General features: G+C 63.2%; 14 protein-coding genes. 8 read left to right on the top strand and 6 right to left on the bottom strand.

Annotated features, from left to right (window positions below; translation table 11 throughout):
• Positions 1-191: 191 nt before the first annotated feature.
• Positions 192-617, bottom strand: coding sequence for a DUF3775 domain-containing protein (locus NKI06_RS01210; protein WP_023683751.1), 426 nt, complete (start codon positions 615-617; stop codon positions 192-194).
• Positions 618-846: 229 nt separating this feature from the next.
• Between NKI06_RS01210 and NKI06_RS01215 the strand changes: the two genes are divergently transcribed.
• Together NKI06_RS01215 and greA are read left to right on the top strand one after the other, a co-directional pair.
• Entirely contained in the window at positions 847-1,383 is a 537-nt protein-coding gene (locus NKI06_RS01215) for a tetratricopeptide repeat protein (protein ID WP_352983583.1), read from the top strand.
• Between the two features lie 287 nt (positions 1,384-1,670).
• Complete coding sequence (gene greA, locus NKI06_RS01220; protein ID WP_023683753.1) at positions 1,671-2,144, top strand: transcription elongation factor GreA; 474 nt, start codon at positions 1,671-1,673, stop codon at positions 2,142-2,144.
• 23 nt (positions 2,145-2,167) lie between these two features.
• Here the strand turns inward: greA and waaC are convergent, their stop codons facing one another.
• Genes waaC through rfaD form a run of 3 tightly spaced genes read right to left on the bottom strand, consistent with a single transcriptional unit; the run spans position 2,168 to position 5,069 of the window.
• Positions 2,168-3,142, bottom strand: coding sequence for a lipopolysaccharide heptosyltransferase I (gene waaC / locus NKI06_RS01225; protein ID WP_352667218.1), 975 nt, complete (start codon positions 3,140-3,142; stop codon positions 2,168-2,170).
• Positions 3,139-4,146, bottom strand: coding sequence for a lipopolysaccharide heptosyltransferase II (waaF, locus tag NKI06_RS01230; RefSeq protein WP_352667221.1), 1,008 nt, complete (start codon positions 4,144-4,146; stop codon positions 3,139-3,141). The genes waaC and waaF overlap by 4 nt, the downstream gene beginning before the upstream one ends.
• Positions 4,119-5,069 carry an ADP-glyceromanno-heptose 6-epimerase gene (gene rfaD, locus NKI06_RS01235; protein ID WP_023683756.1) on the bottom strand — a complete coding sequence of 317 codons (951 nt, stop codon included), beginning with the start codon at positions 5,067-5,069 and terminating at the stop codon, positions 4,119-4,121. Before rfaD ends, waaF begins: the two co-directional genes overlap by 28 nt.
• A gap of 134 nt (positions 5,070-5,203) precedes the next feature.
• Between rfaD and NKI06_RS01240 the strand changes: the two genes are divergently transcribed.
• The 4 genes from NKI06_RS01240 (at position 5,204) to NKI06_RS01255 (ending at position 8,675) form a co-directional block, all read left to right on the top strand.
• Positions 5,204-5,836, top strand: a complete 633-nt coding sequence (locus NKI06_RS01240) for a LysE family translocator (protein ID WP_023671977.1) — start codon at positions 5,204-5,206, stop codon at positions 5,834-5,836.
• A gap of 124 nt (positions 5,837-5,960) precedes the next feature.
• Positions 5,961-7,454, top strand: coding sequence for a D-glycero-beta-D-manno-heptose-7-phosphate kinase (gene rfaE1, locus NKI06_RS01245; protein WP_352983587.1), 1,494 nt, complete (start codon positions 5,961-5,963; stop codon positions 7,452-7,454).
• Between the two features lie 8 nt (positions 7,455-7,462).
• Positions 7,463-8,035, top strand: coding sequence for a D-sedoheptulose-7-phosphate isomerase (locus tag NKI06_RS01250; protein WP_023701614.1), 573 nt, complete (start codon positions 7,463-7,465; stop codon positions 8,033-8,035).
• Positions 8,028-8,675 carry a D-glycero-alpha-D-manno-heptose-1,7-bisphosphate 7-phosphatase gene (locus NKI06_RS01255; protein WP_352983590.1) on the top strand — a complete coding sequence of 216 codons (648 nt, stop codon included), beginning with the start codon at positions 8,028-8,030 and terminating at the stop codon, positions 8,673-8,675. Before NKI06_RS01250 ends, NKI06_RS01255 begins: the two co-directional genes overlap by 8 nt.
• A gap of 5 nt (positions 8,676-8,680) precedes the next feature.
• On the opposite strand, the gene NKI06_RS01260 is transcribed toward NKI06_RS01255, so the two are convergent.
• Positions 8,681-9,160, bottom strand: a complete 480-nt coding sequence (locus NKI06_RS01260; protein WP_023713930.1) for an Lrp/AsnC family transcriptional regulator — start codon at positions 9,158-9,160, stop codon at positions 8,681-8,683.
• A 257-nt stretch (positions 9,161-9,417) separates the two neighbouring features.
• Between NKI06_RS01260 and trxB the strand changes: the two genes are divergently transcribed.
• Together trxB and NKI06_RS01270 are read left to right on the top strand one after the other, a co-directional pair.
• Positions 9,418-10,392 (top strand): thioredoxin-disulfide reductase, encoded by a 975-nt coding sequence (trxB, locus tag NKI06_RS01265; RefSeq protein WP_023705868.1) that lies wholly within the window; start codon positions 9,418-9,420, stop codon positions 10,390-10,392.
• An 80-nt stretch (positions 10,393-10,472) separates the two neighbouring features.
• Positions 10,473-11,369, top strand: coding sequence for a LysR family transcriptional regulator (locus NKI06_RS01270; protein ID WP_023671970.1), 897 nt, complete (start codon positions 10,473-10,475; stop codon positions 11,367-11,369).
• Between the two features lie 22 nt (positions 11,370-11,391).
• Here the strand turns inward: NKI06_RS01270 and NKI06_RS01275 are convergent, their stop codons facing one another.
• Entirely contained in the window at positions 11,392-11,889 is a 498-nt protein-coding gene (locus NKI06_RS01275; protein WP_352983594.1) for a methyltransferase family protein, read from the bottom strand.
• Positions 11,890-12,242 lie beyond the last annotated feature (353 nt).

Here is a 12,242-nt window from a genome sequence, read left to right on the forward strand (position 1 = left end):
GACAGCGGCGTGTAATGCTTTTTGCGCTGTTTGGCGTCGGCTTGCGTCAGCAGGGGCGTCAGCAGCAGAGCCGTGACGACCATGACCAGTGCAACCCTGCATGTTCGGGAAAGTACAACAGACCCCATCGTCCTCAACGGCGCGGACGCCCGGAGGTTGCCTGCGGCCCATCACGAACGGTAACGACGTCGTTACGCGCCAATCGCTTCCAGCCCTTCTTCCAGCCAGTCGGCCAAAAGCGGCATGCCGAGCAGGTATTTCGCCGTGCGCTTGTTGGCGCGGTCGCGCGCAGCGGCAACCGCATCGGACCATTCCGCTGCGTCATAGTCGCCGCGGCCGACCCAGGCCAGCGCGATCAACTCGGCCGCTTCGTCGACGTTGAGGTCGTTGATCAGCTCGCGCAGCTCTTCCTCGGTGAGGTCTTCCGCGCTTTCCTCCGCCAGACCGTCATGGTGGTGATTGGCATGTGATTCACCATCGAGCTCGACCTCATGCTCGGCACCGTCGGCATAGTCTTCGTTGACGGCAGCACTCAGTCCCTTTGCCTTGAGAATGAACAGGCGCACGGTGTCCGGGCCGATCGATAGCTCCCATTCCCGCTCACGGCGCTGTTGCACTCTCGGGCACCCCCGCTGATCATTTCCCGAATGATAGCGGATTTGCAGCGCGCGTCACGTCATGTTCTGATCCCTGGCTCCCGCCTTTGACCGAATTCAGGTCAGGCACGGCCGCACAAATAGTTTCGGCGGCTGCGGGTTTCCGGGATGAAAAGTCTGCATCCCGGCGTTAGCTTTTCATTATCGTCATTTTCCCTCAAGCTCGTCATTATCCCTCAAGGAGGCTTCGATGCATAAAAGAGTGTTGATCCAGGCGGCTGCGGCGCTTGTGGCGCTGCAGTTCTTTGCGGTTCCGGTGTTTGCGGCCGGCGGCGGTGGCGGTGGTACCGAGACCACCACCCAGTGCAAGAAGGGGCAGGTCTGGGACAAGAAAAGGCAGAAATGCGTCGCGCCGAAGTACGGCATGCTGGACGACGACAACATCTACGATGCTGGTCACGACCTGGCCATGGCCGGGCGTTATGATGAGGCGATCGCCGTGCTCAGCCTTGCCGCCAACAAGCAGGATCCACGCATCCTCAACTATCTCGGCTATTCGCATCGCCATTCCGGCCGTGTCACCGTCGGCCTCGGCTATTACGAGGAAGCGCTCCGCATCAACCCGGATTACACGCTGGTGCGCGAATATCTCGGCGAGGCCCATCTGCAAATCGGCGATCTGGCCGGCGCCCAGGCGCAACTGGCCGAGATCGAGAAGCGGACGGGCAAAGATTCGCGCGAATACGGCATGCTGGCCGAACAGATCTACCATTTCATGAGAAGCTGACCCCACCCCAACGGCTTCTCTGGGCCGGCTGCGAGCAATCGCAGCCGGTTTTTGTTGTCGCAACTGCAACACGCTGCACGTGCCGTAACGACAATTGGACAATCGGCTCATGATTTTTCAAAAAGCCTGCTTTTTCAGCGTGAAAAACGCGCGAGGATCGCTATATTGGGGAAAACTGCGGTGAAACGGTTCCGTTAGCCCGAGGCTGCCGGACCCGTTTTCTTTTTATACCCATCGACAAGGCTTTCCCCGAAATGCGGGGGTGGCGGCAGGAAAGGTCAGGCATCATGAACAAGGTCCCGATGACAGGCGAGGGGTTCGCGTCATTGAAGGAAGAACTGCGCTGGCGCCAGCAGCAAGAGCGGCCGCGTATCATCGAGGCGATCTCCGAAGCGCGCTCGCATGGCGACCTGTCCGAAAATGCCGAATATCATGCCGCCAAAGAGGCGCAGAGCCTCAATGAGGGCCGTGTCAACGAACTGGAAGACTATATTGCTCGGGCCGAGGTGATCGACGTCACCAAGCTTAGCGGCGACAAGGTCAAGTTCGGCGCCACGGTGGTGCTGGTCGACGAGGACACCGAGGAAAAGAAGACCTACCAGATTGTCGGCGACCAGGAAGCGGATGTGAAATCGGGCCGTATTTCGATCTCCTCGCCGATCGCGCGCGCGCTGATCGGCAAGGAAGTCGGCGACGCCATCGAGGTCAACGCACCTGGCGGCGCCAGGGGTTACGAGATCGTCCAGGTGCAATTTATCTAGCGCCTCAGAATTGCTGGAAGGTCCTATGCCGCAGCTTGGAGCTTAAGGGCTAATAGCTTTTCTGCTTCCGACACCACTTGTGCCGGCACGAGGCGCTCCCCCGATGCGGCCAGCAACGTTGAGGCATATTGCCCGCGCGGGCCGGTCAAACCCGGCTCGGTCGCCAGGAACACCGCTACCGTCGGCAGGCCGAAGGCGCTGGCGAGGTGGGTCAGACCGGTGTCGGCGCCGATAACCAGCGTCGAGCGGCCAAGGATCGCGGCAATGTCTCCCAGCGGCGATCTCGGCACCACGATCGTTGACGGCACGGCTTTCGCGATTGCCTCGGCGACCGCCTTCTCACGCTCGTTCGACCAGGTGGTGACCGGCGTCATTCCGGTACCAACCAGCAGGCGAGCGGTTTCGATCCAGTCTTCGGCGGGCCATTTCTTGTCCTCGCGGCTGGTGCCGTGCAGCAGGAAGGCCGTCTTGCCGTCAATGCCGGCCAGGCCGCCGGGAGGCGGCACAATCCCGGATGCGAGCGCCGAAAGATCGGGCTCGTAGCCGAGCGCCAGCCCGAACAGCCGGCGCGTGCGTTCGATGGCGTGCAGGTTGCGCGGCACGGCGTATTTGCGCTGGTAAAACAACGTTGCCGAGGGCTCCCGCGCGCTTGCGCGGTCGAAACCTGCGATTGGTGCCGCTGCCTGTTTCGCCACCAGGGCCGATTTCAGCAGCCCCTGCGCATCGATGACGAGGTCGTACTCGCCTGCTTGCAGAGCGCGGCGCAAGCTTGTCGCCTCCCGCCATGTGCCGGCGTTGAACAGATGCTTGCGCCAGCGCCGGATGGCGACGGTATGGATCTTTGCTATCGCCGGATGCAGCGCGACGATGCCGGCAAAGGCTTCTTCGACGCACCAGTCGAAGGCGATATCGGGGCGCTTGCGGCGTGCATCTTCGACGGCGGGGAAGGTGTGGATGACGTCGCCCATCGAGGAGGTCTTGACGATCAACACCTTCATGCGGCGGCCGGGAGTTCCAGCAACCTGTCCGCCGCCGCTGCCACTCGGGCAACGTCCAGCGTCTTCAGGCAGTTGAGGTGGCCGAGCGGACAGATCTTCCGATGGCAGGGCGAACAGGACAGATGCAACCAGATCAGTTCGCGCTGTTCAGCCAACGGCGGCGTGTTTTCCGGCGAGGTCGAACCGTAGACGGCAACGACCGGCGTGCCGACGGCGGCCGCGACATGCATCAGCCCGCTGTCGTTGGACACCGCCAGCCTGGCCGCGGCGATCAGGTCGATGGCGTCCTCCAGCCGTGTCTTTCCTGCCAGATCGACGACACCGGGCGCGAGTGCTGCGATCTCGGCGGTGACGTCGCGATCGTTCTTCGAGCCGAACAACGCGACCTTGAATCCTTTCGCCATCATCTCTCCGGCGAGGCCGGCATAGCTTTCGCTAGGCCAGCGTTTGGCCGGACCGAATTCGGCGCCGGGCATCATGGCGACGAATTTTCCCGGCTGAAGTGCGAAACGAGCGAGCAGCTCTTTCTGATTGCCGGCGTCGACGGTGAGCCGCGGCGGCCGGAAATGTCCGCCTTGGGCGAGGCCAAAATAGGCCTGCGCGGTGTGCCGTTTGACGGCATCGGGCAGCGGCAAGATGTCGGTCAGCAGGCCATAGCGCATTTCGCGCAAATTGCCGAAACGGCGCGGAATGCGGGCAAAGAACGGGATCAGCGCCGATTTCCAGCTACCCGGCAGGACGTAGGCCATGTCGTAGCGGCCGCGCAGCAGGCGGCCGAAGCGGCGGCGAATGATGAATTCAAGCGCGCCGGGTTGCAGCGGGAAATCGATCTGCTGGCGAATCTCGGGCATGCGCTTGACCAGCGGGGCCGCCCAGGCCGGGGCAAGCACGTCGATGGCGGCGTTGGGATGGAGCTCCTTCAATGCCGAGAACAGGCACTGAGCCATGACCATATCGCCCACCCAGCGTGGGCCGATCACGAGGATCGTTGGGCTTTCAGCCATTCGACATAGTCTCTGACGCCGGTTTCCACGCTGCGGAATTGCCCATTATAGCCGGCTGCGCGCAAGCGGGACATATCAGCCTGGGTAAAACTCTGGTAGCTGCCCTTGAGGTGATCGGGGAATTCGATGAACTCGATCTCGCCCTGGCCCAGCGTATCGATCACGGTCTCGGCAATGGCGCGGAACGGCTGGGCGCGGCCGGTGCCGCAGTTGAAGATGCCGCTCGAGCCGCGCTTCCACAGCCACAGATTGACGTCGGCGACATCGCCGACGTGAATGAAGTCGCGGCTTTGTTCGCCGGGGCCGAAGCCGTCATGGGCGCCGAACAGCTTTGGGTTTTCGCCGCGCCCGACCTGATTGAACAGATGGAAGGCGACCGAGGCCATGGCGCCCTTGTGCGCCTCGCGCGGGCCATAGACGTTGAAGTAGCGCAGGCCCGCGACCTGCGAATGATCGGTGTCGAACACGGTGCGCCTGACATAGTCGTCGAATAGTTTCTTCGAATAGGCGTAGACGTTGAGCGGCCGCTCAAGTGCGGGATCCTCGCGAAACTCCGAACCGCCGCCGTAGACGGAAGCCGAGGAGGCATAGAGGAACGGTATGCGCAGCGAAAGACAGCCATGCAGCAAGCGCTTTGAGAAGGCGTAGTTCACGTCCATCATGAACTTGCCGTTCCATTCCGTGGTGGTCGAGCAGGCGCCCTGGTGGAAGACGGCCTCGACGCGGCCTAGGTCGCCGGCTTCCAAGGTGGCCAAGAATTCGTCCTTGTCGAGATAGTCGGCTATCTGCAAATCGGCCAGGTTGGCGATCTTGTGGCCGTCGGTGAGGTCGTCGACGACGAGGATGTCATCATGGCCTTCGGCATTGAGTGCGGCGACGATGTTGGAGCCGATCATGCCGGCCCCGCCCGTGACGATGATCATGAAGGCCTCTGGTTGCTTGCGATTCCGGTCCTTATAAGGGAGGGCAGCCGGGCTGTCGATGAAGCACCACGACGCCATAGTGAGACCGCGGAGCGGCCCGCTTTATTCGAGGCCCGCAAGCTAGGGGACAAAAAATGCCGTCGACCGAACTGCTCATTGCGTTTTTCGCCACCACGGCGATCTTTGCCTATATTCCAGGACCGGCGATGCTCTATGCCGCCGCGCAGACCATGGCGCGCGGGCGCTGGTCGGGGCTGACGGCGGCACTTGGCATCCATCTTGGCGGTTATTTCCATGTCTTTGCGGCTGCCGCCGGGCTGTCGGTGCTCTTCCATGCGGTGCCGCCGCTCTACATGGCGGTCAAGCTCATCGGCGCGCTCTATCTGATCTGGCTTGGCGTGTCCTTGTTCCGCAAGCGCGGGGACGGTGACACGGCGCTGCCGGCGATCGAGCGCAAATCGGCGCGCCGGGCATTTTTCGAGAGCATCACCGTCGAAGTGCTCAATCCGAAGACGGCGATCTTCTTCATGGCGTTCCTGCCACAGTTCATCGATGCCTCGGCGGGGTTCCCGGTGTGGCTGCAATTCGTCGTGCTGGGCACCATCGTCAATTTAATGTTCTCTTCGGCAGATATTGTCTGCGTGTTGCTGGCAGGCATGGTGATCGCCCGGCTGAAGCGCTCCAGCCGTGCGCAGCGCATCATGCAGCGGGCGGGCGGGGCGGTGCTGGTCGGACTGGGCGTCCACGTCGCGTTGCAGAAGAGCTGACGGCCGCCCTGACGTTGCGCTGCGCGGATTTGCGGTATATCGGCTTCGCCATGAACGATCCGGCCCGTAAATTGACAATTTTCAGCGTGATTGAGGTCGGCCTTTCCCTCGCATTGCCAGTGACATGATCAAGCACAATCCGCCTTCGCCCGAACCTTTGCACCGCGCCATTGCCCGCTTTGGCGACGTTGCCGTGCTGGTGGTCGGCGACTTCATCCTCGACCGTTTCGTCAACGGCGTCATCGAGCGCATCTCGCCGGAAGCGCCGATCCCGGTGCTGCACGGGCGCGGTGAGACCTCGACGATGGGCGGCGCAGGCAACGTTGTCGCCAACATCGTCTCGCTGGGTGCCAGCGCTATTCCCATATCGGTGATCGGCACCGATGTGGCCGGCGACAATCTGGTGCGGATGCTTGGCGAACTCGGCGCCGACACGGCTGATATGGGGCAGGAGCGCGGCCGCAAGACGTCGTCGAAGAGCCGCTTCAGCGCGCTCAATCAGCAGGTGCTGCGCTTCGATGAGGAAGAGATCAAGCCGCTCGACGACAAGGAACGGGCGGACCTGGTCCGGCATTTTCGCGCCGCACTCACGCGCGCCGACATCGTCATTCTGTCCGACTATGGCAAGGGCATCTTGCTCGACGGCGTCGCCGCCGACCTGATCGCCATCTGCCGCGAGGCGGGAAAACCGGTGCTGGTCGATCCCAAGGGCCGCGACTATGCGCGCTATGCCGGCGCGACCGCCATCACGCCCAACCGCAAGGAGCTTGGCGAAGCTGTCGGTCGCCCGGTTTTCGCCGACGACGAGATCGTCGCGGCGGCACGCCAGCTGATTTCGGCACATGGCTTCGACTTCGTCGTCGCCACCCGCAGCGAAAAGGGCATGAGCGTCGTCGGCGCGGATGAGGCGCGCCACATCGCCACCCAGGCGCGCGAAGTGTTCGACGTTTCGGGCGCCGGCGATACGGTCATCGCGAGCTTCGCGCTGGCTCTGGCCGCGGGCGCCGATCGCGTCATGGCCGGCTCAATCGCCAATGCCGCCGGCGGTGTGGTGGTCGGCAAACGCGGCACCGCGCGGCTGACCGTGGAGGAACTCACCGGCGCGCTGTTCCGCTCGCACGGCCCCACCGCCCACAAGGACGCCATCCTCGACGCCGCATCGGCCGCGCGCATGGTGGCGGCGTGGAAGGACGAGGGCCTGAGCGTCGGCTTCACCAATGGCTGCTTCGATATATTGCATGCCGGCCATGTCAGTCTTCTCCACGCGGCGCGCAGCCAGTGCGACCGGCTGGTGCTCGGCCTCAACAGCGATGCCTCGGTGCGTCGGCTGAAAGGCGCCGGGCGCCCGGTCAACGATCAGCATGATCGTGCCTGCGTGCTGGCCGCCCTGGCCTCGGTCGATGCGGTCGTGGTGTTCGAAGAGGATACGCCGCTGGCGCTGATCGAGGCGCTTCTGCCCGACATTCTGGTCAAGGGCGCCGACTACACGGTCGAAACCGTTGTCGGCGCCGATGTGGTGCAGAAGGCGGGCGGGCGCGTCGTCCTGGTCGACCTTGTCGCCGGCAAGAGCACCACCGGCACGATCGGCAAATTGCGCGCCGGCGGCGGTACCAACTGAGGGATTTCATGTCCGGACTGAATGACTATCTGGTCCGCTCGGCGGCCGCGATCACCGCGACAGTCGAGCGTGACCTGACCGCCGAGATGGAACGTGCTGTGAGTGCGGTCGTCGCCGCGCTTTCCTCGGGCAAGGCGCTGCTGGTCTGCGGCAATGGCGGCTCGGCCAGCGACGCCATCCACATTGCCACCGAACTGGTCGGCCGCTTCCTTAAGGAGCGCAAGGCCTACAATGTGATTGCGCTGCCGGCCAACGCGGGCATGCTGACCGCCTGGGGCAATGACTATGGCTTCGACACCGTGTTTTCGCGCCAGGTCGAAGCGCATGGCGCGGCCGGCGGCGTGCTTCTGGCGATCTCGACCAGCGGCAATTCGCCGAGCATTCTGGCTGCCGCCGAACAGGCGCGCATGATGGGCATGACGGTGGTCAGCCTCACCGGCGACGGCGGCGGCAAACTCAAGCCGCTCACCGACATCCTGCTCAACGTGCCCTCGACCTCGACGCCGATCATCCAGCAGGGACATCTCTGCCTCTACCACTATCTCTGCGAGGTGGTGGAAGACCGTCTGTCGAATGGCTGACACCGGGGCCTACGGCCCATACCCGCTGGCTGAACCCGGCCTGTGGGTCGAGCGGGTGGGTTTGCAGTCCTTTCTCGCTGGGACCCCGGCGCTGTTCTTCGACCGCGACGGCACCATCAATGTCGATACGGGTTATCCCGACGATCCCGCCAAAATGGTGCTGCGCGACGGCATCGTGCCGGTCATCGCGGCGGCCAACCGGGGCAACATCCCGGTGGTCATCGTCACCAACCAGTCCGGCATCGCGCGCGGCTATTTCGGCTGGAAGGAATTTGCCGCGGTCAACGGCCGGGTTCTCAAGCTGCTTGCCGCCGGCGATGCCTTCGTCGACATGGTTCTGGCCTGCGCCTACCACGAGGCGGGCAGCGGGCCACTGGCGGTCGCCGACCACCCGATGCGCAAGCCCAATCCGGGCATGCTGCTCGAGGCCCAGCAGCGCCTCGGCCTCGATCTCAAACGCTCGCTGATCGTCGGCGACAAGGCCGCGGATATGCAGGCCGGACAACGTGCCGGCCTGCCGCGCGGCTGGCTGGTGGATGGCGAGGGAAGTAATGAGTCGGGCTTCGAGGTTCTGCCGCTGCGCAACCCCGATGATCTGGAACGGCTTTTGAGGGCTGTCGAGTCGCTTGCCCGAATCTAGGACGATCATGGGGCGCTGAACGCCACCAGCCCCTCATCCTTGACGCGGCGGATGGTCAGCGCGGTGCGCACCGTGTCGACATTGGGGGCCGAGGCCAGTTCTTCGATGACGAAGGTCTGGAACGTGCCGAGGTCGCTCGCCACGCAATGCAGCAGGAAGTCGGATTCGCCCGAGACCATCCAGGCGTCGCGCACGATCGGCCAGCCGCGAGTGCGCTCGGCGAAAGCTTTGAGCTCCGCGTCGGCTTGGTGATGCAGGCCGATCAGGCAGAAGGCGACGACATCCATGCCGAGCGCCGGCGCGTTGAGCAAGGCGCGATAGCCTCTGATGATGCCGGTTTCCTCCAGCCGCCGGACACGGCGCAGGCAGGGCGGGGCGGAAATGCCGACGCGGCTCGACAGTTCGACATTGGTCATGCGCCCGTCGGCCTGAAGCTCGCGCAGAATCTTCCAGTCGATGGCGTCGAGGTCGGCTTTCAGGGGCATGGCGGTCTCAGCTTAAGCGCAAGAATCTTTCGCGCTCTCGTCCTTAAACGACTTTTGTGTCGATGCCAGCCCTTTGGTCGGGCGATTTCGCAACCGTAACGAAAGCGGCCATTGCGCGAATAAGCCTGTAGGCCGAAGCTTTCCGGGGACGACGGCCTGATCGTCTTGCTGGTGTGGTTGGCAACCCTTACATTACCAGCACCGTTTCACGTCGTTTTCCAAGGCACACTCGATTGTCTGCCCCGCAGAGGCTTTAGATGACCACCAAGCACGCGCCTGTCCTTATCATCGGTTCTGGCCCGGCCGGCTATACCGCCGCAGTCTACGCCGCGCGCGCCATGCTCAAGCCGATGCTCGTAGCAGGCTTGCAGCAGGGCGGGCAGCTGATGATCACCACCGATGTCGAAAACTATCCGGGCTTCGCCGATCCGATCCAGGGCCCGTGGCTGATGGAGCAGATGCTGAAGCAGGCCGAGCATGTCGGCACCGATATCATCAACGACATCATCACCGAGGTTGACCTCAATGTGCGGCCGTTCCGCGCCACGGGCGATTCCGGCACCACCTACACGGCCGACGCGCTGATCATTGCCACCGGCGCGCAGGCGAAATGGCTGGGCATCCCCACCGAACAGACCTTCATGGGCTTCGGCGTGTCGGCCTGCGCCACCTGCGATGGTTTTTTCTATCGCGGCAAGGATGTCGCTGTCATCGGCGGCGGCAATTCGGCGGTGGAGGAGGCGCTCTATCTCTCCAATCTGGCGAAGAGCGTGACCGTCATCCACCGGCGCAACGATTTCCGCGCCGAGCGCATCCTGCGTGAGCGGCTGTTGAAAAAGGACAATGTCCGAGTCATCTGGGATACGATCGTCGACGAGATCACCGGCCGGCCCGGCAAGACGCCGCTGCCGCCTTCGGTCGAAGGGCTGAAGCTCAGAAATGCGGTGACCGGCGAGGTCACCCATCTCCAGGTGGACGGCGTGTTCGTGGCGATCGGCCATGCGCCGGCGGTGGAATTGTTTGTCGGCAAGCTGAAGCAGAAGCCGAACGGCTATCTGTGGACGGCGCCGAATTCGACCCGCACGGACGTTCCCGGCGTGTTCGCCGCCGGCGACGTGACCGACGACATCTACCGTCAGGCGGTGACCGCCGCCGGGCTCGGCTGCATGGCCGCGCTCGAGGCGGAAAAATACCTGGCCGGCATCGAGGTGCACCGCGAAGCGGCGGAATAAAATCTATCAAGACGGCGTCGCAAGCCGTTCAAAAGCCTGATTTTTCATTCAGACGCCAAGAACAGAACGAGGGGAATTCAATGGCGTTGGACTGGGACAAGCTTCGCGTGTTTCACGCAGCGGCGGAGGCTGGGTCGTTTACCCATGCCGCCGAGACTTTGCACCTGTCGCAATCGGCGATTTCACGCCAGGTCAGCGCGCTCGAACATGATGTCGGGGTGCCGCTGTTCAATCGCCATGCCCGCGGCCTGGTGCTGACCGAGCAGGGCGAAATGCTGTTCCGCACGGCGCATGACGTGCTGATGAAGCTGGAGACCATCAAGTCGAAGCTGACCGAGGCCAAGGACCGTCCCTCAGGCGTGCTGAGGGTAACGACCACGGTCGGGCTCGGCGCCGGCTGGCTGACCGAGCGGGTGCAGGAATTCATCGAGCTCTATCCGGAAATCAGCCTGCAGCTGATCCTGGCCAATGAGGAACTCGACCTCACCATGCGCCAGGCCGACTGCGCGATACGGCTGCGCCAGCCGCAGCAGCCCGACCTTATCCAGCGCCGCCTGTTCACCGTGCATTTCCACCTCTATGCCTCACCATCCTATGTCGGCAAGCACGGCAAGCCGACCTCGGTCGCCGATCTGAAGAACCATCGCATCGTCACCTTCGGCGTGCCGGTGCCGTCGCATCTGTCGGAGCTGAACTGGCTGGAAACGATCGGCGATTTCGACGGTGGGCAAAGGGTGCCGACGCTGCAGATCAACGACATCTTGTCGATCAAGCGCGCCGTGCAGGGCGGCGCCGGCATCGCCATGCTGCCCGACTACGTGATCTCCAAGGAATCGGATCTGGTGCAGCTTTTGCCGGAGACCGAGGTGCCGTCCTTCGACACCTATTTCGCCTATCCCGATGCAATGAAGAACCAGGCCAAGCTGCACGTCTTCCGCGACTTCATCATCGCCAAGGCGCGCAGCTGGTCATTTTAAACATGCCCTTGGGAGGTGCTGGTCACCCCCGCCACGGCGTCAGCCGTGGCAGCCAGCCGGGAACATTGCGGCGGTAGGTCTCGTATTCGCCGCCGTAGCGGCGGGCGAGAGTCGGCTCCTCATAGAACCTGACGAAAGAGCCCATGACGATCGCGCCGATGGCGGCATAGGTAGCGACGCTCCAGCTTGAAAACAGCAACGCCTGGCCGAGGATGATCGACAGCACGGCGACATACATCGGGTTGCGGACATGGCGGTAGACGCCGCCGACCACCAGTCTCTCGGTGGGTGCGACAGGCGCCGGCGTGCCCAGGCCTTCGAGCGCGAAGCGGGCAAAGGAATGGACGAGCAGGGCGATGGCCGCGACGATCAGGAGGGAGCCAGCCGGCACGAAGCCGGGCACCGTCGACAGCGGCAGACGGTAGCGGTCCGTCAGCAGCCAGGGCACCAGCCCGGCGACGACACAAGGTGCGGCGATGAAGAAGACCGCGCTGCCGGCGATCGCCTGGGGTGTCCGCATGTCAGGTCTCCCTTCTTCCGGCCGACCCTTCCCATCCCGCTGCCGCAAAAATAAACGCCTGCTGCCCGATTCAACGTCATTCGGCTTTTTGCCCGCGAGCGCGAGAATCAGCCCGACTTGCGGTTCTGCGAAGGCAACAGCACCGTCGCGCCATTCATTTGGCAGATTTTCGTGGTACTATGACCCCTAGACATGGGTTAGACCACAGCCTGTACCTTTTTGCATGCGTGTGTTGCAAAATAGATGCTTGTTTCTTGGGCATGAACAGCACATATACAGATCATCTCCTGGGCGCGTTCTCCTCCCATTAGCGCCCTCGAGTGTTCCCCTCTGGAGGTTAGCCTTAACGGGCA

The organism is Mesorhizobium sp. M0772, assembly GCF_040320135.1.
In the GTDB taxonomy this organism is placed as follows: Bacteria; Pseudomonadota; Alphaproteobacteria; order Rhizobiales; family Rhizobiaceae; genus Mesorhizobium.